The following is a 20,735-nucleotide window of genomic DNA, read 5'->3' as shown; positions in this document are numbered from 1 at the left end:
GGCTGCCCGCGCTGCGCAGCGGCCGGCCTTCGCTGTCGCGGGCCATCACCATGCCCTGCGCCTGCACCCGCACATAGCTGCCGTCCTTGCCGCGCAGGCGCAGCTCCACCGAAAAACGGTCGGCCGGCTGGCGGCCGGGGGCGGGCAGCAGCTGGCCGAGCGCATGCTCCACGGCGGCGCGGTCGTCCGGGTGCACGTGGCGCAGCCACTCGGGGTAGGTGAGCTCGAATTCGTCCGGCCCATAGCCCAGCAGGGCCTTGTAGCGCGGGCTGAACACCAGCTTCGCGCTGACGCCATCGTCCGCACGCTCGGTGCGCCAAGCCCCTTCGCCCGCGTTCTCCAGCGCGAACTCGTACAGCCGCTCGGCATCCATGCGGCGCTGCTTGGCCTCCTGCGCGGCGGCGCGTTCGCCAGTCAGGGCGCGCTTCAGGCCCGCGTAGCGCCACAGGGCCGCGCCCATCGCGGCCAGCAGGGTGAGCACGGCGATGGCACTGGCGTACAGCGCCGAGACGTCGGGGTCCGGCGCCTGGTACAGAAAGCCTTCGAGCGGGAACCCGTGCGGCAGCTTGCCCGCTGCCGCGTATTCGTCCGCGATGGTGCGCCAGCGCGCGGCGTTGATGTAGCCCGGTTCCACCACGGCGAGATCCAGCAGGGGCACCATGTGCTGGGCCTCGTACAGCAGCTGCTCGCGGCTCAGGCGCTCGGGGTAGCGGGCGCGGATCAGGTCCGCGATCTCGTACGGGTGCTCCATCGCGTACACCAGGCCCTTGAGCGTGGCCGCGCGCATGGCCTGCGCGCGCTTGGGATGCTCGCGCAGCTCGCTCTCCGTGGTGAACAGGACGTCGCCGTAGAAGTCGATGCCCGCGGCGCGCGGGCTGACCATGTCGAACGGGATGTGGGCGCGCTGCAGCACCCAAGGGGTGTCGGTGGAGAAGGCGGCCATTGCGTCGATCCGACCGCTGCCCAGGTCCTCGGCATGGAAGCTCGGGTCCACCCGCTTGTAGGGCTCCGCGCCGATGCGGTGCAGGTAGCGCGCCAGCTCCACCCGTTCGGGCGCGAACATGATGACGGCGCCGCGCAGCGGCACGGCCTTGCCGTCCTCGCCATGGCGGATCGCCAGCGTGGCCGGCGAATGCTGGAACAGGGTGGCCAGCACCACCACCGGCTTGCCTTGCGCGCGCTGCAGCAGCAGCTCGGTGTTGTGCACGCCGTACTGTGCGTTGCCGTTGAGGAGCGGCGCGGCCGGATCGCCGCCGCGCGGCAGTTCCAGCAGATTGACCTCCAGGCCCGCGTCCTTGTAGAAGCCGCGCGCCTGCGCCGCATAGAAGGCCGCGAACTGGAACTGGTGGCTCCACTTCAGCTGCACCGTCACCCGGTCCAGCGCGCACGCGGGCAGGCCCCAGGCCAGGGCCAGCGCCGCCACGCAGGCGCGCACGCGCAGCCCACGGGCCAGGCGGAAGCGGGTCAGGCGGACGGCGGGCAAGAACATCCTTTCGTGAGCAGGGCGACAACAACGGCGCGGCAGTGCGCGGCGGGCGCACACCCTCTCATACTAGCAGTTCCATGCGTCCGGAACCAAAAGGGAAGGCTCAGCCAACGCTGCCGGCGAACTGGTAGCGGTGGCCCGGGTGCCACATGGTGACGGCCGACGCGGTCTGGCCAAAGGCGCGCGTCCGGCGGCGCAGGACCAGGCAGGGCTGGGCGGCATCAATGGCCAGCATGCGGGCGATGTCCGCGGGCGGCGCCAGCGCCTCGATCGAGTAGGTCGCCCCTTGCAGCGGCGCGGCGATGATGAGGTATTCGTTGGGGGTGATGCGGGCGAAGTCCTGCTCCAGGTAGTCCGGCGCGCAGGCCGGGTTGACCCAGCGGTCCTCGACCTGGATCGGCACGTCGTTCTCGTAGTGGACAATCACCGAATGGAACAGCCGCGCACCGACCTCGACCCCGAACTGCAGGGCGAGCAGGTCGTCCGCCTGGCCTTTTTCCAGCACCTGCAGCGCGCTGCGGTGGCTGTGGCCGCGGGCCCGCACCTCATCGGCGATGCTGCGGATTTCGACCAGCGTGGCCTGCACTTTTTGCGGCGCGACGTAGGTACCGGAGCCTTGGCGCCGGGTCAGCACCTGCTCGGCGGTGAGCTCGCGCACCGCGCGGTTGACCGTCATGCGCGAGACGCCGAACTGCTTCACCAGCGCCTGTTCGGAGGGAATGACGTCGCCTTCTTTCCAGCGGCCGGCGTTGATTTCGCCAAGCAGGTAATCCTTGATGCGCTGGAAAATGGGGGTGTTCTCTTGCGCTGCCGGTGCTTCCAAACTACTCTCCGCGTAAGGGGCTGGACGCCTGATTCTAGCATTGAAATTTGAGAGCAAGACCTGGAGTGCCGGGCTGCCAGCGCTCTCCTACCATGGCGCCATGCCATGAGAAGGAGTGCACGATGAGAGACGAGATGACTGATTCTTACGCCAGCGACGCGGCGCGCTGGGACGCCGTGTGCCGGCGCGACAAGGCCGCCGACGGCCAGTTCGTGTACGCGGTGCGGACCACCGGCGTGTACTGCCGCCCGAGCTGCCCGGCGCGGCCGGCGCGGCGCGAGAACGTGTCCTTCCATGACACCGGCGCCGCGGCGCGCGCCGCCGGATTCCGTCCCTGCCTGCGCTGCCAGCCGGACGGCCCGAGCCTGGAGGAGCGCCGCGCGCAGCTGGTGGCCCAGGCCTGCCGGGTGCTCGATGCGGCCGAGGAGGCGCCCGATCTGGAAACCCTGGCGCAAGCGTGCGGGGTCTCGGCGTTCCATCTGCACCGCGTGTTCAAGGCGCACACCGGGATCACCCCCAAGGCCTATGCGGCGCAGCGCCGCGCGGGGCGGGTGCAGCGCGAGCTGGGCGACGCGGGCAGCGTGACGGAGGCGATCTACGCGGCGGGCTACAGCTCCAGCGGGCGGTTCTACGCCGAGTCCAATGAGCGCCTGGGCATGACGCCGCGCCGTTACCGTGCGGGCGGGGAGGGCGTCGTGATCCGCTTCGCGGTGGCCGAGTGTTCGCTGGGCGCGGTGCTGGTGGCCAGCACGGTGAAGGGGATCTGCTGCATCCTGATGGGCGACGATCCCGATGCGCTGGCGCGCGACCTGCAGGATCGCTTCCCCAAGGCGCAGCTGCGCGGGGCGGACGCGGACTTCGAGCAGACCGTGGCGCAGGTGATCGGCTTGGTGGAGGCGCCACGGCTGGGCCTTGATTTGCCGCTCGATGTGCAGGGCACGGCCTTCCAGCAGCGCGTGTGGCAGGCCTTGCGCGAGGTGCCGGCCGGGGAGACGGTCAGCTACGCGGAACTGGCACAGCGGCTTGGCATGCCCGATGGCGCGCGCGCAGTGGCGGGGGCCTGCGCGGCCAATCCGATCGCCGTGGCGATTCCCTGCCACCGCGTGGTGCGCATGGACGGCAGCATCTCCGGTTACCGCTGGGGCGTCGAACGCAAGCGCGCCCTGCTTGACCGCGAGGGCCAGGCGTGAGCGCGCCCGTACGGGCAGCCCGCGTGCCCCATCCCGGTCCCGCCGCAGCCGCGGCCGACCCACACAGTGCGCCGCAGCCCGGCCTCGCTGCCGGGGCGCCGCCGCCGCGCGCCTCGACACATTCCGATGGTTCATCGCGCTTGGCTGGCATCGATTGGCAGCAAGTCGAGGAGGATCTCAACTCCTATGGCTGCGCCGTTATTCCGCGCCTGCTGTCCGAGCGCGCCTGTCGCGAGTACGTCGCCGCCTACGATCGCCCGGACCTGTTCCGCAGCCGTGTGATCATGGCCCGCCACGGTTTCGGCGAGGGCGAGTACCAGTACTTTGCCTACCCGCTGCCCGCCCACCTGCAACGCCTGCGCGCCACGCTCTACCCGCCGCTCGCGCAGATCGCCAACCGCTGGTACGCCGCGATGGAGATCGCCACCCGATTCCCCGCCGCGCACGAGGACTTCATCGCCCGCTGCCACGCCGCCGGCCAGACCCGCCCGACGCCGCTCCTGCTGCGCTACCAGGAAGGCGACTACAACTGCCTCCACCAGGACCTCTACGGCGAGCATGTCTTCCCCCTGCAAGCCGCGATCCTGCTCTCGCAGCCGGATCAGGACTTCACCGGCGGCGAGTTCGTGCTCACCGAACAGCGCCCCCGCATGCAATCCCGCGCCGAGGTGGTCCCACTGCAGCAGGGCGACGCCGTGATCTTCCCCGTCTTCCACCGCCCCGTGACCGGCACGCGCGGCATCTACCGGGTCAACATGCGCCACGGCGTAAGCCGCCTGCGCTCCGGCCACCGCCACACATTGGGCGTCATCTTCCACGATGCCGAATAGCTAGGCTACACTCCGTTCTTGCTGTCGAATCCCACCACGGATTCACCCACCAGACCAAGAATGGAGACCCCATGCGCCTTGCCCCACTGTTCGCCCTGACCGCCACCGCCGCCGCCATCGCCTCGGCCCACGCGAGCACCGTCATCGACAACGCCAACGGCTACACCCTCAACGCGAATAACGAGATCGTGCAGTTCTCGTCGCTGGCCATCGATGACAATGGCCGCATCATCGCGGTCGGCAAGGCCGCCGACGTCGCCGCCAAGGCGCCCGGCGCCAAACACGTGGACATGCAAGGCCGCACCCTGATCCCCGGCCTGATCGACGCCCACGGCCACGTGTTCGGCCTCGGCGAAATGCTGACGGACCTGGACCTGACCACCACCACCTCTCTGCCAAACGCGCTGCAGGCCATCGGCAACTACAGCAAGGCCAACGCCCAGAACCCCTGGCTGATCGGGCGTGGCTGGAACCAGGAGATCTGGAAGCTGGGCCGCTTCCCCACCGCGCAGGAGCTGGATGGCGTCGTGAGCGACCGCCCGGTGTGGCTCAAGCGCGTGGACGGCCACGCCGGCTGGGCCAACACCAAAACGCTTCAGCTGGCAGGCATCGACGACAAGACGCCGGACCCGGTGGGTGGCAAGATCATGCGCGATGCGAACGGCCACGCCACCGGCGTGCTGGTGGACGCGGCGCAGGAGCTGGTCGAGCGCAAGCTTCCCCAGCCCACCGAAGCGCAGGCCCGCCAGATCCTCGACAAGGCCCTGGCCGAGATGGCGCGCGTCGGCCTGACCAGCGTCCACGATGCCGGGATCGGCGTTGGCCAGGACAGGCTGTATCGCGACTACGCGGACCACGGCAAGCTGACCGCGCGCGTGTACGGCATGATCAGCGGGACCGAGAGGGACTTCGATGAACTCGCGGTGAAAGGCCCGCTGAACACCTACGCCAACGACATGTACGCCCTGCGTGCCGTGAAACTGTATGCCGACGGAGCCCTGGGCAGCCGCGGCGCGGCACTGATCAAGCCATATAGCGATGAGCCGCACACCCACGGCCTGCTGTTCCGCACCGACGCACAGATCCGGGCCGCGATGGAAAAGGCGATGAAGAAGGGCTACCAGGTCAACGTGCACGCCATCGGCGACGCGGGCAACAAGCAGATCCTCGATGGCTTCGCGAAGCTGATGCCGAAGTGGCATACGGACGGCCTGCGCAACCGCATCGAGCACTCGCAGATCGTGCAGCCGCAGGACATCCCGCGCTTCAAGACGCTCGGCATCATCCCGTCCATGCAGCCGACCCACGCTACGTCGGACATGAACATGGCCGAGACCCGCGTGGGCCATGAGCGCATCAAGGGCGCGTATGCGTGGCGCAGCTTCCTGCACCAGGGTTCGAAGATCGCGTGCGGCTCCGACTTCCCGGTGGAGTCGCCGAACCCGTTCTACGGCCTGCACGCGGCGGTGACGCGCGAGGACCACGAAAACAAGCCGGTGGCGGGCTGGTACCCGAACCAGGCGATGTCGCTGAAGGAGGCGTTTCGCTGCTTCACCTTGAACGGGGCGTATGCGGCGCACCAGGAGAAGGTGCTTGGCTCGCTGGAGCCGGGCAAATGGGCGGACTTCATCGTGATCGACCGCGATCTGTTCACGATGCCGACCTACGATATCTACAAGACGCAGGTGCTGCAGACCTGGGTCGCGGGACGCCAGGTCTACGCAAAGCAGTAATCACTTTTTGCGATACATTCCCACCACGATATCGCTCGGGAACAGCTTGAGGAAGGGCAGCGTGCCGGCCACGCCGAGGTACTGCACCGAGGCCGTGAGCCGGTTGCGGTTGACGTAGTGGATGCGCTCATACAGCCCATTGGCGCGGATCGCCGGGAGCTGGAAGGCACGTTCGCTTCGGAAGCCATGCCGCTCGATCAGGCGCGAGAGATTGGCCGGGTTGAAGTAGTGAACGTGCGGCGACGGCAGGTCCTTCTGCCACAGCCGCTCGAACGGCCCGGCCACCCCGGCGCGCGCCAGCACCTTGGACAGCCGGTAAAAGAACCCGCCGCTGTTCGGCAGGTTCAGGACCAGCACCCCGTTCGGGTTGAGATGCCGGTGGCAGGCATCGACCGCCGCGCGCACATCCGGAATGTGTTCCAGCACGTCGTTGAAGACGATGACATCGAAGCGTTCGTCGTCCGCCAGCACGTTGGGGAAGAAGCCACAGCGCACCGGCAGCCCGCGCGCGCTGGTGCGGCCGGCCACCGCTTCATCCGGCTCGATGCCGAGCACCTGGTACTGGTTGGAGGCCGCCTCCAGGAACCAGCCGTGCGCGCATCCCACGTCCAGCAGCCGGCCGCCCGGCGCCACCAGGGTGGCCAGGTGCTGCAGGATCTCCGCAAAGTTCTCCTGGCGGATCGCGCGCAGGGCCGTCTCGCGCTCCGCCTCGTCCATGTTGGCGTGCGCGTGCGGATCGTTGATGACCGGTTCCAGCGCGGCCTGCTCGTAGGCGCAGCCGGTGCACACTGCGTGCCACGGCTTCATCCCCGCGCGCATGGCGCCATCGCACACCACACAGCGGTCAGCGGCTTGGTTCATCTCGTCTCCATTGATTAGCCAGCAAGTTTGCCACCTTAGCATGGGCCAGCGCGGCGGCTCAAGGCCTGTGCACCGGGAGGCCGCACACCACCCCGCTCGTGGGGCCTTTCCGGGGCGGCCTCCGGGAGCCCGCGCAGGGTGCTAATCTCTTGCAAAAAGTATTTGACTTGGTTGTATAGACAACCTTAGACTGACCGGCAATTCACCCCCGAGGAGCCGCCATGACCACGAGTCTCGACCACGATCCCCGCTACGACGCCAGCCGCGAGATCCGCGCGCCGCGTGGCCCGGAGCTGCACTGCAAAAGTTGGCTGACCGAAGCCGCCTACCGCATGATCCAGAATAATCTCGATGCGGAAGTGGCCGAGAACCCGAAGCACCTGGTGGTCTACGGCGGCATCGGCCGCGCGGCGCGCAACTGGGAATGCTACGACGCGATTCTCGAGTCGCTGCGCCAGCTCGAGGACGACCAGACCCTGTTGATCCAGTCCGGGAAGCCGGTCGGCGTGTTCCAGACCCATGCCGATGCGCCGCGCGTACTGCTTGCGAACTCCAACCTGGTGCCCAAGTGGGCCACCTGGGAGCACTTTAATGAGCTCGATCGCAAGGGCCTCTTCATGTTCGGGCAGATGACCGCGGGGAGCTGGATCTACATCGGCACCCAGGGCATCGTGCAGGGCACCTACGAGACCTTTGCCGAGGCGGGCCGCCAGCACTTCGGCGGTGACTGGGGCGGGCGCTGGATCCTGACCGCGGGCCTGGGCGGCATGGGCGGCGCGCAGCCGCTGGCCGCGACCTTCGCAGGCGCGGTGTCGCTGACGGTGGAATGCCAGCAGTCGAGCATCGACTTCCGCCTGCGCACCCGCTACCTGGACAAGCAGGCGCGCGATCTCGATCACGCCCTGGAGCTGATCAAGGATCATACGTCACGCGCAGAAGCAGTGTCGATCGGTTTGCTCGGTAATGCGGCGGACGTATTACCGGAGCTGGTGCGCCGTGCCCGTGCAGGCGGCATCAAACCGGACCTCGTCACCGATCAGACCTCGGCCCATGACCTGATCAACGGCTACCTGCCGCAGGGCTGGACGGTGGAAGAGTGGAAGGCCGCGCAGCAGGATCCGGCGCAGCACGCGCGCCTCAAGGAAGCCGCTGCGCAATCGGCGGCCCGCCATGTGCAGGCCATCCTGGACCTGCAGGCCCTCGGCGCGAAGGCTGTCGATTACGGGAACAATATCCGCCAGGTGGCGCTGGACCACGGCGTCAAGAACGCCTTCGACTTCCCCGGCTTCGTGCCTGCCTACATCCGCCCGCAGTTCTGCGAAGGCCGCGGCCCGTTCCGCTGGGTGGCCCTGTCCGGCGACCCGGAGGACATCTACAAGACCGACGCCAAGATCAAGGAGCTGTTCCCGCAGGACGCGCGCGTGCACCGCTGGCTGGACATGGCGCGCGAACGCATCGCCTTCCAGGGCCTGCCCGCGCGGATCTGCTGGCTGGGCCTCGGCGAGCGCCATATCGCGGGCCTGGCCTTCAACGAGATGGTGCGCACCGGTGAGCTGAAGGCGCCGATCGTGATCGGCCGCGACCACCTGGACACCGGCTCTGTCGCGAGCCCCAACCGCGAGACCGAAGCGATGCGCGACGGGACCGATGCCGTCTCCGACTGGCCGCTGCTGAACGCGATGCTCAACACCGCCGGTGGCGCGACCTGGGTCTCGCTGCACCACGGCGGCGGCGTCGGCATGGGCTATTCCCAGCATGCGGGTGTGGTGATCGTGGCCGATGGCACCGAGGCCGCCGGGAAGCGCCTGGCGCGCGTGCTGGTCAACGACTGCGCCAGTGGCGTGATGCGCCATGCGGATGCGGGCTACGAGACCGCAATCGCCTGCGCCAAAAAGTTCGGGCTGAAGCTCCCGATGATCAAATAACCCGGTCTACAAAACGATGACGATGATCCTGAAACCCGGCGCCCTGTCGCTGCACCAACTGCGCTCCGCCTGGAACGCGCACCAGCCCATCCAGCTCGACCCGGCCGCCTATGCCGACATCAAGGCTTCCGCCGCGGCGGTGGACGCCATCGTGGCCAAAGGCGGCCCGGCCTATGGCATCAACACCGGCTTCGGCCTGCTGGCCAAGACCCGTATCCCGGACGAAAAGCTAGAAGAGCTGCAGCGCAACCTGATCCTGTCCCACGCCGTCGGCACCGGTGACCTGATGACCGACCAGACAGTGCGCCTGGTCCTGCTGACCAAGATCGGCAGCTTGGCGCGCGGCTTCTCCGGCGTACGCCCGCTGATCGTGGATACGCTGGTGGCTCTGTACAACGCGGGCATCATGCCGGCGATTCCGGCCAAGGGTTCGGTCGGCGCCTCGGGCGACCTGGCGCCGCTGGCCCACATGACGCTCGCCATGCTGGGCGTCGGCGACGTGCGCGTGGAAGGGCGCCTGATGCCCGCAGCTGCGGCGCTCAAGCAGGCCGGGATCGAGCCGGTGGTGCTGGCCGCGAAGGAAGGCCTGGCCCTGATCAACGGCACCCAGGTCTCGACCGCGCTGGCGCTGCATGGCCTGTTCATGGCCGAGCGTTTGCTGGAAGCGGGCATGGTCTCCGGCGCGCTGTCACTGGACGCGGCCAAGGGCTCGGACGCACCGTTCGACTCGCGTGTGCACGCCGTGCGCGGCCAGCCCGGCCAGATCGCGGCGGCGGGTATCTACCGCCAGCTGGTGGCGGGCAGCGCGATCCGCGCCTCGCATCTGGTGGGCGACGAACGGGTGCAGGACCCATACTCGCTGCGCTGCCAGCCGCAGGTCATGGGCGCCGTCATGGACATCATCGCCAACGTCTCGCGCACCTTGCTGATCGAAGCGAACGCTGTCACCGACAACCCACTGATCTTTCCCGAGACCGGCGACATCATCTCGGGTGGTAACTTCCACGCCGAGCCGGTGGCCTTTGCGGCGGACACGCTGGCGCTGGCGATCGCCGAGATCGGCGGCCTGGCCGAGCGCCGTATCGCGCTGCTCATTGACGCCACGCTTTCAGGTTTGCCGCCCTTCCTGGTGCGCGAGCCGGGCGTGAACTCCGGCTTCATGATCGCGCACGTGACGGCGGCGGCGCTGGCCTCCGAGAACAAGTCGCTCGCGCATCCGGCGTCGGTGGACAGCCTGCCCACGTCGGCCAACCAGGAGGACCACGTCAGCATGGCCACCTTCGCGGCGCGCCGTTTGCATGAGATGGCGCACAATACCGCGGTCATCGTCGGCATCGAGCTGCTGGCGGCCGCACAGGGCATCGATTTCCACCGGCCGCTCACATCGTCCGCGCACCTGGAGCACGTGTACAACGCGCTGCGCGCCAAGGTGCCGTTCTTCGATGTCGACCGCCACTTCGCGCCCGACATCGAGATCGCCAAGCGCATGGTGCTGGATGGAGAACTGAGCGCCGAGTGCAAGGGGCTGTTCGCGCCGCTGTACGCATAGGGATAAGGCCCATGGACTACCACTTCAAGGCAGGAAGCGCACCGCTGCTGGTCTCGATGCCCCACGTGGGCACCGCGATCCCGCCGGACATCGCCGCCAGCATGACCGAGGCTGCGCTGCGCGTGCGGGACACCGACTGGCACCTGCGCGAGCTGTACGACTTTCTGGACGAGACGGGTGCATCCACCTTGGCCGCGCACTGGTCGCGCTACGTGATCGACCTGAATCGCCCGCCGGAGGACACCAACCTTTATCCCGGCATGGACACCACGGGCCTGTGCCCGGTCGACACCTTCTGCCGCGACCCGCTCTACCAGGACGGCATGGCGCCCGACCCGAGCGCCGTGCAGGACCGGCTGGCGCGCTACTGGCAGCCCTACCACCGCCAGCTGCGCGCGGAGCTGGACCGCCTGCTGGCGCTGCACGGCAAGGTGGTGCTGTGGGAGGCGCATTCGATCATGTCCGTGTGCCCGCGCTTCTTCGAGGGCAAGCTGCCGGACTTGAACTTCGGCACCGCCGAGAGCCGCTCCTGCGACCCGGCGATGCAGGATGCGGTCACGCGCGTGGCGCACGCGCAGGGCCGCTACACGGTGGCGGTCAACGGCCGCTTCAAGGGCGGCTACATCACGCGCCAGTATGGCCAGCCCGCGCAGGGCGTGCACGCGATCCAGCTCGAGATGTGCCAGTGCGCGTACATGGACGAGGACTCGCCGTTCGGCTACCGGCCGGACCGCGCCAGCGAGATCCAGCCGCTGCTGCGCGACCTCACCGGCGCGGCGCTGGAGTGGGTGCGCGCATGACGTCCCTGTTCGCGCGCCACGCCTTTCTCCCGCAGGGCTGGTGCGATGACGTGCTGCTGGAGTGGGACGCCAACGGCACCCTGACCACGGCGACGCCGAACGCGCGCGCCGAGGACGCGGACGAAAGCGCGCAGCTGGTCGTCCCCGGCATGGTCAACCTGCATTCGCACGCCTTCCAGCGTGCGCTGGCGGGGCTTACGGAAAAGGGTGGCGATTCGCCGGACAGCTTCTGGACCTGGCGCGAATTGATGTACCGCTTCGCGCGCCACATCACACCGCTGCAGATGGAATCCATCGCCGCGCAGCTGTACGTGGAATGCCTGCGCCACGGGTACACGTCCGTGTGCGAGTTCCACTACATCCACCGCGACCCGAATGGCGAGATGTACACGCCGCCCGCCGAGACGGCGGAGCGCGTGATCGCGGCGGCGGCGCTGGCGGGCATCGGCATGACCATGCTGCCGGTGCTGTACACCCATTCGGGCTTCGGCGAGCAGCCACTCAAACAGGAACAGCTGCGCTTTCGCACCGACGCGCGCGACATCCTGCGCATCATCGACGCGCTGGAGCCGCTGCGCAGCGCCCGCGTGGAAGTGGGCGTGGCGCCGCACTCGCTGCGGGCGGCATCGGCGGCCGAGATCCTCCGGGTCCTGCAAACGGTCCCGAAGAACCGGCCGGTGCACATCCATATCGCCGAGCAGCAGGGGGAGGTCGAACAGAGCCTGGCCTACAGCGGGAAGCGCCCCGTGCGTTACCTGCTGGACGAAATCGGCATCGACCGGCGCTGGTGCCTGGTGCACGCCACGCATCTGAGCCCGGACGAAGTGGACGATATCGCCCGCAGCGGCGCCGTGGTGGGGCTGTGCCCGACCACGGAGGCAAACCTCGGCGATGGCCTGTTCCCGCTCGCGCCCTACCTGAGCGAAGGCGGCTACTTCGGCATCGGCAGCGACAGCCACGTGTCGCAAAGCCCCATTGAGGAGCTGCGCTGGCTGGAATACGGCCAGCGTTTGCAGCATCAGCGGCGCAATATCGCCTGCACGGCGGGCGAGCGGCAGGTGGGCGACTTTCTGTGGCGCGCGGCGCTGGAAGGGGGCGCGCGGGCGTCCGGGCGGCCGGTCGGCGCGCTGGAAAGCGGGCGCCGGGCCGACCTGCTGGTGCTGGACGCGGAGCATCCGAATCTCTACGGAACCGCGAAAGACGCTATCCTAGGCACGCTCATTTTCAGCGGCAACGACAATCTGGTGCGGGATGTGCTGGTGGGCGGGAACTGGCTGGTACGGCGCGGTGTCCATAGTGCGCAGGATGTGATCGCGCAGCGCTTCCGGCAGACCATCGACGAACTGCGGCGGATACCTTCGTAAGGAGAGCCACGTGAATACCCGATTGATCCCGTATGCCAGCCTGGAGGCGTCGCTGTGGAAGAACGGCGGCGGCAGCACCGTCAACATCGCGATGGCGCCGCGCGGCGCGGCGTTCGAGGACTTCGACTGGCGTATCAGCCTGGCCACCATCGGGCAGGATGGGCCGTTCTCGCTGTTCGACGGCGTGGACCGCACTTTGGCGCTGGTGGAGGGCAAGGGCGTGCTGCTCGAAATCGAGGGCGACGGCAAGGGCGTGGTCGACGAGTTCAATCAGGTGTACGAGTTTCCGGGCGAGGCGCGCATCCAGGCCACGCTGGTGGATGGGCCGACGCGGGATTTCAACGTGATGAGCCGGCGGGCGGTATGTTCGCATCAGTTCGGGCGGCGGGTGCTGGATGGCGAGTCCGAATTCGCGCCGCGCGGAGATGCGACGGTGCTCTTCATGGCGCAAGGGGACTATCTGGAGCTGCGCAACGGGAGCGAGCGGATGCCGCTGGTGCGGTTTGATACGGTGGTGATGGAGCCGGGGGCGCGGTGGACTTTGGATGCGCGCGAGGCGACGGTGTTCGTGGTCGATTTTTACTACCGCTGATGGCGATGCACGAACTGCTGTTTACCAATGTGAACCTGGCCACGATGGCACCGGGGGACCACGCTGGCAGCTACGGTGAGCTTCGCGATGCGGCGCTGGCGGTGAGCGGCGGGCGCATCTCGTGGATAGGTCCGCGTTCGGGTGCGCCGGCGGCGCAGCGGGTGCACGATTGCGGCGGCATGTGGATGACGCCGGGACTGATCGACTGCCATACGCACATCGTCCACGCGGGCAACCGCAGCGACGAATTCGAATCGCGCCTGAACGGCGCCACCTACGAAGACATCGCCCGCGCCGGCGGAGGCATCATGTCCACTGTCCGCGCCACGCGCGCCGCCAGCGAAGATGAACTGCTGGCGCAAAGCCTGCCCCGCGTGGCCGCCCTGCTGGCCGAAGGCGTCACCACCCTCGAAATCAAATCCGGCTACGGCCTGGATGAATCGACCGAAGCGAAAATGCTGCGCGTTGCCCGCCGCGTCGCCGCAACGTTGCCCGTGAACGTGGCCACGACCTTCCTCGGCGCCCACGCCCTGCCGCCCGAGTTCGCGGGCCGTGCCGACGACTACATCGCTACCGTCTGCGACATGATCGCCCGCACTGACGCCGATGCGGTGGACGTCTTCTGCGAGCGGATCGGCTTCACTCCCGCGCAAACGCGCCGCGTCTTCGAAGCCGCCCGCGCCCGCGCCCTGCCAGTCAAGCTGCACGCCGAACAGCTCTCGGACCAGGGCGGCGCCGCGCTGGTGGCCGAATTCGGCGGCCTCTCGGCGGACCATCTCGAACACCTGACGCCTGCGGGCATCGCCGCCATGGCCCGCGCCGGAACCGTGGCGGTGCTGCTCCCCGGCGCCTACTACTTCCTGCGCGACACCACGCCGCCGCCCATCGCCGCGCTGCGCGAAGCTGGCGTGCCGATGGCCGTCGCCACCGACTCCAACCCCGGCACGTCGCCGATGACATCCCTGCTGCTGGCGATGAACATGGCTTGCACCCTGTGGCGCCTCACGCCGCAGGAGGCGCTGGCCGGCGCCACGGTCCACGCCGCGCGCGCGCTCGGGCGCCATAACGACATCGGCACCCTGGAAGTCGGCAAGCGCGCCGACCTGGCCCTGTGGCGCATCGCCCGCCCGGCGGACCTCGCGTATGCCATCGGCTTCAATCCCTGCCAGGCGGTGGTCAACAACGGCGTGCTGCGCGCGCCGATGGTAAGCTTGTCCGGGTGACCATCCCGGGGAGCGCGCTTGATTCATCGTCTGATCGTCCTGTTCCTGCTGTGCGTTCCGTTCGTGGCCGGTGCTTCGGCTGCCGAACCGCTGCGGGTCGGGTCCAAGCGCTTCACGGAGTCGTACATCCTGGGCGAGATCGTCACGCAGACCGCCGTGGCCAGCGGCACGCCAGCGCGCCATCTGCAGGGCTTGGGGAATACGGCCATCGTGCTGGAGGCGCTGACCTCCGGCGCCATCGACGTGTACCCGGAGTACACCGGCACCATCGATCTCGAAATCCTCGGTCACAAGGAACCATCCAGCCTTGATGCCATGCGGGTGCGCTTGCGGGAGATGGGGCTGGGGATGGCGGTGCCGCTCGGGTTCAACAACACCTATGCGCTGGCGGTGAAGGGTGACGCCGCGGTGCGGTCGCTGTCGGAACTGGCGCGGCATCCGGGGCTGCGGTATGGCCTCTCGCATGAGTTCATTGGGCGCGCGGATGGGTGGGCCGGGCTGGCGCGCAGGTATGGGATCACGGCCACGCCGCGCGGGCTGGATCATGGGATCGCCTATGAGGCGCTGCGGGCAGGGCAGGTCGATGTCATCGACATCTATTCGACCGACGCCAAGATCGCCGCCTATGGCCTGCGCGTTCTGGCCGACGACAAGGCCTACTTCCCGCGCTACGACGCCGTGCTGCTGTACCGGCTGGATGTGCCGGCGCGCTTCCCCGCCGCCTGGCAAGCCATCAAAGGCCTCGAAGGCGGCATCCGCGAGCCGGACATGATCGCGCTGAACGCCGAGGCCGAGATCAGCCACCGCGCCTTCCCTGCCATCGCCCACGACTGGCTGGCCCGCCGCGCCTCCACGCCGCACACCGCGACTCCGGCTGCTCCGCTCTCCTCGCGTCCCGCCGCCGTCGCGCAGGCGGCGGGCCGCGACGCCGATGGCACCGGGCTGTGGCCGCGGATGTTCAATGCGGACTTGTGGCGCCTCACGCGGCAGCACGTGCTGCTGGTCGGCGTCTCCGTGCTGCTGGCCTGCGCCATCGGCATCCCGCTGGGGGTAGCCGCCGCCGCGTGGCCGCGGTTAAGGCAGTCCGTGCTGGCCGCTGTCGGCATCCTGCAAACCGTGCCTTCGCTCGCGCTGCTCGCGATGTTGATCCCCTTGCTCGGCGCGATCGGCACCATCCCCGCCCTGGCCGCCCTGTTCACTTATGCCTTGCTGCCCATCGTCCGCAACACCTGCACCGGCCTCCTGCAAGTCCCGCAGGGCCTGAAGACCGCCGCCGCCGCGCTGGGACTCTCACCCGCCCAGCGCCTGTGGCACATCGAACTCCCGCTTGCAGCGCCGGTGATGCTGGCCGGCGTGAAAACCGCTGCGGTCATGAGCGTGGGCACCGCGACCATCGCCGCCTTCATCGGCGCCGGGGGCTACGGCGAGCGGATCACGACCGGCCTCGCCCTCAATGACCACCAGCTGATGCTCGCCGGTGCGATCCCCGCCGCCGTCCTCGCCTTGCTGACTCAATTCGCCTTCGACCTGGCCGAACGCCACGCCACCCGCCAGCGGTAGAGTGCGCTCAAGTTTGATATTCCTCAAACCGGGCCCGTCCGCAACCGGTTAAGTTTATGCAAACGCAGTAACCAAGTGTAAATCGGACAATATGTGATCGGCACCTGCGCTAAAGTCGGGGTGTTGATTCAAGTCTCCCCTCCCCATTAAGACAATGGGTTCACCCACGGCGCCGCAACGCCGTGGGTTTTTTATTGCGCATTCAGATCGGGGATTTCAGCGGTTGGCGCTGGCCAGCTGCGTGAGCGCGTCGCCGGTGACGCGGCAGATGCGCCAGTCGGGCAGGATGGCCGCGCCCATGCCTTCGTAAAAGCGGATCGCGTTCTCGTTCCAGTCCAGGACCGACCATTCGAAGCGGCCGCAGTTGCGTTCCACGGCGATGCGCGCCAGCTCCACCAGCATGGCACGGCCATAGCCCTTGCCGCGGTGCGCCTGCTTCACGTACAGGTCTTCCAGGTACAGCCCTTTGCGGGTCAGGAAGGTCGAGAAGTTATGGAAGAACAGTGCAAAGGTCACCACCTCGTCGCCTTCCACCCCCACGATTGCCTCGCACGACGGCTTGTCACCGAACAGGCCCTCGTGCAGCAGGGCTTCGGTGGCGACGACCAGGTGTTCGAGCTTCTCGAACACGGCCAGCTCCACGATCATGTCGTAGATGTGGGAGATATCGGCCGGTTCGGCCGGGCGGATGGTGAAGGCTTTGCTCATGAAATGTCAGGTTGCGGGTTCAAGATAATCGGTGCGGCCTTGGGCGCCGGCGTGCGGACCGCCCAGGCGACGCTGGACAGGCACAATACCATGCCGAGCCACTCGAGGGGCCCCGGCCGGTAGTGTTCCAGCCGGATCGACAGCAGCACCGAGATCACCGGCGTGATCACGCCGATGTACACCGCCTTCTGCGATCCGATGCGCGCGATCAGCGTGAAATAGGCGAAGAAGGCGATCACGGAACCGAAGATCGACAGGTAGGCCAGCCCCGCCCAGTAGCGCACCGTGGAGGCGACGATGAAGGGCTGCCCCGTGAGCAGGCAGAAGGCCGCGACGAAGCACGTTCCCCAGAACATGGACCAGCCCATGGTCAGCATCACGTCCTGCGAGTGCTCGCGCACCTTGACCACGACGACGTTCCCGGCGGAGCTGGCGAGAGTCGCCGTGAGCGCCAGCGCGAGCCCGAACAGGAAGCGCCCATTGCCACCGGCCTGGATGTCATGCCAGGCCGTGGCGATCGAGTCCCAGAACAGCAGCGTCACACCGGCCATGGCGACCGCGCCCGCGCCCCAGGTGCGCCAGGTGATCGCGGTGCGGAAGGCCATGCGGTTGAAGATCGGATTCCAGAACACCATCAGTGCGAACAGCACGGCGACCAAAGCCGAGACCAGGTACTGCTCCGCGTTGTAGGTGCACACGTAGGAGAGGCAGAAGGTGCAGAAGCCCTGCAGCAGGGTCCATTTCTGCGTGCGCCACGGCAGGCGCAGGCCCCCGCCGCGCACCAGGCAGTACGCGAAGATCGTCACCGAGGCGAGCGCGAAGCGGTATACGACCGAGACTGCGGGCGGCACGTCTCCGAGTTGGAGCGTGATGGCCCAGAAGGTGGAGCCCCATATCAAAGAGGCGATGGCGAAGAGCAGGGGGGAAGACATCCAGAAAGTATATGGGCATTCCGGATTCGGCGCCGGAGGTGCCTGCGAAATGCCGGGGCAGTAAACGATACGGGGCCAGGCATGCAGCCCGGCCCCGTGATCGGATGACGCTTGAAGCTTGGTGCTTAGTGCGTGACGCGCGTGGTGCGGCCGTTGGACAGCAGGCGCACCCGTTCGCCCGGGCGGAACATCTCGTCCGCTTCCTGGGTAATGGCGCGCAGTTCACCGTCATCCAGCTTGACGGTGATTTCGAAGCCGCGCTTCTTGTTCGCGTTGTTCTCAATGTGCTGGCCGATCAGGCCACCGGCAACGGCGCCTGCGATCGCGCCGACGGCCGAACCTTTGCCGCCGCCGACATTGGAACCGGCGATGCCGCCGATCGCCGCGCCACCCATGGTGCCGACGCCGCTTTCCGGATTGACGATGGTGACTTCACGCACCGATTCCACGGTCGCGAGGCGCACCGATTGCTCATTGAGGGTCTGGCTGGCGCGGTAGGTGCTGCCGGAGGTGGTGGCGACCACGCAGCCGGACAGGCTGGCGGAGAAGGCGAGGACTGCAGTCAGGGCAATGGCGAATTTCATTTGGACGACTCCTTTATTTTTGATTACGTGCCGAAAGAATAACGGCAAAGCGCGGCCGTTACCAAAAGGAAAAAGGTAAGTTTGTGTTACTACTCAGTAAGAAATATGCATGCGGCGGTAGAGGAAGCTGAGCACGAACAGTGGCCCGATCAGCAGGAAGCGCAGGTCTTCAAAGAAGGAAGGCTTCTTGCCTTCGATCTTGTGGCCGATGAACTGACCGGTCCACGCGAGCACGAAGATCGCGATCGACAGCGGCAGGATCACCACCGGCGGCAGCAGCGCGAGGATCGCCAGCATGATCGCGGACAGCAGCGCCATCCCCGCCGCAAAGCGCGGCGATAGCTTGACGTAGTAGGCCAGCGCGGCCAGCACCACCGTCACCGCGAGCACCCAGTGCACCGCCCAGATCAGGCCGAGGAGCGTGAACACGATCGCCGGGATGCAGATGAAGTGGATGACTTCATTGGTCGGGTTGCGGTGGCTCTCCTCGTAGCGGGCGAGCAGGGTGTCGATGGCGCGCATGCTGTCTCCGTGGGTGTGGTCTGGTGCTGGCGATTCTACACCCCGCTGGGCCCCGTTTAACGGCCGCCGGTGACGTCGAGGAAGGTGCCGGTGACGTAGGCCGCTTCGTCGGAGAGCAGCCACAGGACGCCTTGCGCCACCTCTTCCGGCGTGCCCGCGCGGCCCATCGGAATGCTGGGGCCCATGCGCGCGACGCGGTCAGGGATGCCCATCACCGCGTGGATCTCGGTGTCGATCAGGCCGGGGCGCAGGGCGTTCACGCGGATGCCGTCGCGCGCCGTCTCGGCGGCCAGGCCGATGGTCAGGGTTTCGACGGCGGCCTTGGAGGCGGCGTAGTCCACGTAGGAATTGGGGGAGCCGAGCAGCGCGGCCTTGGACGAGATGTTGACGATGGCACCACCCTGGCCGCCGCGCGCTTTCGACATGCGGCGTACCGCTTCTCGTGCGCACAGGAAGGCGCCGGTCACGTTCACGCGCATCATCCGGTCGATGCGGGCGGCGGTCATGTCTTCCACGCGCGCGGCACGGTCGACGATGCCGGCGTTGTTGACCAGCGCATCGAGGTGGCCGAATTCTTCGTCCACGCGGGCGAACATGCGCTCGACCGCCGTTTCGTCCGAGACGTCTGCGGCGATGGTGATGGCCCGGCCGCCGGCAGCGCGGATCTCTGCGGCCACCGCGTCAGCGGCGGCGCGGTTGGACTGGTAGTTGATGGCGACCGCGTAGCCGCGCTGCGCCGCCAGCCGCGCGCAGGCGGCGCCGATGCCGCGTCCGCCGCCTGTGATGAGGATCGTTTTCATTTATGCTCCTGCCTTCTGCTTTGACTCTCCATTATGCCCGCTCCATTGACGTCCGGTCCCACCGCCGCCCGCAAGCGCAGCTTCGATGCGGTGGCCGATGCGCGTACCCGTGTGCTGGTGCTGGGCAGCCTGCCCGGCGAGCTGTCGCTGGCGCGGGCCCAGTATTACGGGAACCCGCAGAACCGGTTCTGGCGCCTGATGTCGGAGGTTCTGGGCGTCGATCTCGTGCCGCTGGCTTACGAGGATCGCCTGGCCGCGCTGCTCGAACGCGGCGTGGGGCTGTGGGATGTGGTGGCGGAGGCGCAGCGCGAGGGCAGCCTGGATGCGCGGATTCGCAATCACACGGGGAATGATCTCGTGGCGCTGGCTTCTTCGCTGCCGCTGTTGACGACCATCGCGTTCAACGGCGGGACGGCTGCGCGGCTCGGGCAGCGCGCGCTGGGTGCGGAGGCGGAGCGCTACCGTATCGTCGCGCTGCCCTCCAGCAGTCCGGCCTACACGCTGGCCTACGAGGCGAAGCTCAGCGCGTGGCTGGTACTGCGCGCGGCGCTGCAGGGGTGAACTGCATCAGCGCGGTCCCGGCGAGGATCACTGCGCAGCCGCCGAGCATCGTAGCGCTTACCGTCTCGTGCAGGAACAGGACGCCCCACAGCACTCCAAAGGCAGGAATCAGGAAGGTGACCGCGGTGGTGCGCGCTGCGCCGATGCGGGCGATCAGGTTGAAGAACAGGATATAGGCGAGGGCGGTGCACAGCAGGGCCAGCGCAGCGAGTGCGAGCCAGGCCCTCGTCGAGGGGAGCTGCGATGGAGCGTTGAGCAGGGCGGGTGGTAGCAGCATCAGGGCGGCCCAGGTTTGGCTGCCCGCGGTCATTGCGGCTGCGGGTACGGTGCTGAGATGGCGGCGCGTGAAGTTGGCGGTAAAGCCGTACAGCGCGGCGCCGAGGAGGCAGGCGGCGGCGGCCAGGGGCGCGTCTGCTGAGCCGGAGCCGATCTTGTCCCACACCAGCCAGCCGACGCCACAAAAGCCGAGGGCCAGGCCCGCGCAGCGCTGCGCTGTGGGCCGCTCCGCGAGCCACGCCCACGCGACGAGGGCCGCGAATAGGGGTGTCGCGGCGGTGAACAGGGCCGAGGAGCCGGACGGAATGTGCTGGGCCGCGTAGCCGAAGCACAAGGCCGGGAGGGCGGAATTCGTCAGCCCGACGAGCGCCACGCCCCGCCAGTGCCGCCGCAGCACCGGCCGCGCCGCCGGTACC

At 67.9% G+C, this 20,735-nt stretch carries 20 protein-coding genes; 11 read left to right on the top strand and 9 right to left on the bottom strand.

From position 1 onward, the window contains the following. Both E4L96_RS02005 and hutC read right to left on the bottom strand, forming a co-directional pair. The coding region (locus E4L96_RS02005; RefSeq protein WP_167758574.1) for an ABC transporter substrate-binding protein at positions 1-1,483 on the bottom strand (1,483 nt) is incomplete at its 3' end. 106 nt (positions 1,484-1,589) lie between these two features. Then, positions 1,590-2,309 carry a histidine utilization transcriptional repressor HutC gene (hutC, locus tag E4L96_RS02000; protein WP_135205567.1) on the bottom strand — a complete coding sequence of 240 codons (720 nt, stop codon included), beginning with the start codon at positions 2,307-2,309 and terminating at the stop codon, positions 1,590-1,592. Positions 2,310-2,443: 134 nt separating this feature from the next. On the opposite strand from hutC, the gene ada reads away from it, so the two are divergent. The 3 genes from ada to E4L96_RS01985 all read left to right on the top strand — a co-directional run bounded on the left by ada (position 2,444) and on the right by E4L96_RS01985 (position 6,062). Next, the gene (ada, locus tag E4L96_RS01995; protein WP_135205566.1) at positions 2,444-3,499 is read left to right on the top strand and encodes a bifunctional DNA-binding transcriptional regulator/O6-methylguanine-DNA methyltransferase Ada; all 1,056 of its coding nucleotides are present in this window, start codon (positions 2,444-2,446) and stop codon (positions 3,497-3,499) included. Positions 3,500-3,522: 23 nt separating this feature from the next. Next, the gene (locus E4L96_RS01990; RefSeq protein WP_370660719.1) at positions 3,523-4,329 is read left to right on the top strand and encodes a 2OG-Fe(II) oxygenase; all 807 of its coding nucleotides are present in this window, start codon (positions 3,523-3,525) and stop codon (positions 4,327-4,329) included. 71 nt (positions 4,330-4,400) lie between these two features. Continuing rightward, on the top strand, positions 4,401-6,062 hold the full coding sequence (locus E4L96_RS01985; protein ID WP_135205564.1) for an amidohydrolase: 1,662 nt from the start codon (positions 4,401-4,403) through the stop codon (positions 6,060-6,062). Here the strand turns inward: E4L96_RS01985 and E4L96_RS01980 are convergent, their stop codons facing one another. After that, complete coding sequence (locus E4L96_RS01980; RefSeq protein WP_229414186.1) at positions 6,063-6,923, bottom strand: class I SAM-dependent methyltransferase; 861 nt, start codon at positions 6,921-6,923, stop codon at positions 6,063-6,065. A gap of 221 nt (positions 6,924-7,144) precedes the next feature. Between E4L96_RS01980 and hutU the strand changes: the two genes are divergently transcribed. Genes hutU through E4L96_RS01945 form a run of 7 tightly spaced genes read left to right on the top strand, consistent with a single transcriptional unit; the run spans position 7,145 to position 15,936 of the window. Next, the gene (gene hutU, locus E4L96_RS01975; protein ID WP_135205563.1) at positions 7,145-8,848 is read left to right on the top strand and encodes a urocanate hydratase; all 1,704 of its coding nucleotides are present in this window, start codon (positions 7,145-7,147) and stop codon (positions 8,846-8,848) included. A gap of 16 nt (positions 8,849-8,864) precedes the next feature. Next, complete coding sequence (hutH, locus tag E4L96_RS01970) at positions 8,865-10,397, top strand: histidine ammonia-lyase (RefSeq protein WP_135205562.1); 1,533 nt, start codon at positions 8,865-8,867, stop codon at positions 10,395-10,397. Positions 10,398-10,408: 11 nt separating this feature from the next. Next, positions 10,409-11,197, top strand: a complete 789-nt coding sequence (gene hutG / locus E4L96_RS01965; RefSeq protein WP_135205561.1) for an N-formylglutamate deformylase — start codon at positions 10,409-10,411, stop codon at positions 11,195-11,197. Next, positions 11,194-12,561: a formimidoylglutamate deiminase gene (locus E4L96_RS01960; protein ID WP_135205560.1), complete on the top strand. Its 1,368-nt coding sequence runs from the start codon at positions 11,194-11,196 to the stop codon at positions 12,559-12,561. Before hutG ends, E4L96_RS01960 begins: the two co-directional genes overlap by 4 nt. 10 nt (positions 12,562-12,571) lie before the next feature. Further along, positions 12,572-13,153 carry a HutD/Ves family protein gene (locus E4L96_RS01955; protein WP_135205559.1) on the top strand — a complete coding sequence of 194 codons (582 nt, stop codon included), beginning with the start codon at positions 12,572-12,574 and terminating at the stop codon, positions 13,151-13,153. A gap of 5 nt (positions 13,154-13,158) precedes the next feature. Continuing rightward, complete coding sequence (gene hutI / locus E4L96_RS01950) at positions 13,159-14,376, top strand: imidazolonepropionase (RefSeq protein WP_370660718.1); 1,218 nt, start codon at positions 13,159-13,161, stop codon at positions 14,374-14,376. 18 nt (positions 14,377-14,394) lie between these two features. After that, positions 14,395-15,936 (top strand): glycine betaine ABC transporter substrate-binding protein, encoded by a 1,542-nt coding sequence (locus E4L96_RS01945; RefSeq protein ID WP_229414185.1) that lies wholly within the window; start codon positions 14,395-14,397, stop codon positions 15,934-15,936. Between the two features lie 216 nt (positions 15,937-16,152). On the opposite strand, the gene E4L96_RS01940 is transcribed toward E4L96_RS01945, so the two are convergent. The 5 genes from E4L96_RS01940 to E4L96_RS01920 all read right to left on the bottom strand — a co-directional run bounded on the left by E4L96_RS01940 (position 16,153) and on the right by E4L96_RS01920 (position 19,482). Then, positions 16,153-16,644: a GNAT family N-acetyltransferase gene (locus tag E4L96_RS01940; RefSeq protein ID WP_135205557.1), complete on the bottom strand. Its 492-nt coding sequence runs from the start codon at positions 16,642-16,644 to the stop codon at positions 16,153-16,155. Continuing rightward, positions 16,641-17,576: a DMT family transporter gene (locus E4L96_RS01935; RefSeq protein WP_135205556.1), complete on the bottom strand. Its 936-nt coding sequence runs from the start codon at positions 17,574-17,576 to the stop codon at positions 16,641-16,643. The genes E4L96_RS01940 and E4L96_RS01935 overlap by 4 nt, the downstream gene beginning before the upstream one ends. Before the next feature lie 125 nt (positions 17,577-17,701). Continuing rightward, on the bottom strand, positions 17,702-18,160 hold the full coding sequence (locus tag E4L96_RS01930) for an outer membrane lipoprotein (protein ID WP_135205555.1): 459 nt from the start codon (positions 18,158-18,160) through the stop codon (positions 17,702-17,704). Between the two features lie 93 nt (positions 18,161-18,253). Next, a complete protein-coding gene (locus E4L96_RS01925; RefSeq protein WP_135205554.1) occupies positions 18,254-18,682 on the bottom strand; it encodes an Mpo1 family 2-hydroxy fatty acid dioxygenase in 429 nt (142 codons plus the stop codon). 56 nt (positions 18,683-18,738) lie between these two features. After that, positions 18,739-19,482, bottom strand: a complete 744-nt coding sequence (locus E4L96_RS01920; RefSeq protein ID WP_135205553.1) for a glucose 1-dehydrogenase — start codon at positions 19,480-19,482, stop codon at positions 18,739-18,741. A 33-nt stretch (positions 19,483-19,515) separates the two neighbouring features. On the opposite strand from E4L96_RS01920, the gene E4L96_RS01915 reads away from it, so the two are divergent. Next, positions 19,516-20,043 (top strand): DNA-deoxyinosine glycosylase, encoded by a 528-nt coding sequence (locus E4L96_RS01915; RefSeq protein WP_135205552.1) that lies wholly within the window; start codon positions 19,516-19,518, stop codon positions 20,041-20,043. Here the strand turns inward: E4L96_RS01915 and E4L96_RS01910 are convergent. Then, positions 20,003-20,735: DMT family transporter (locus E4L96_RS01910; RefSeq protein ID WP_135205551.1), on the bottom strand; the 733-nt coding region annotated here is incomplete at its 5' end. The genes E4L96_RS01915 and E4L96_RS01910 overlap by 41 nt on opposite strands.

It is taken from the genome of Zemynaea arenosa (genome assembly GCF_004614185.1).
Lineage (GTDB): Bacteria > Pseudomonadota > Gammaproteobacteria > Burkholderiales > Burkholderiaceae_D > Telluria > Telluria arenosa.
This window is presented reverse-complemented; position numbering and strand designations above follow the sequence as displayed.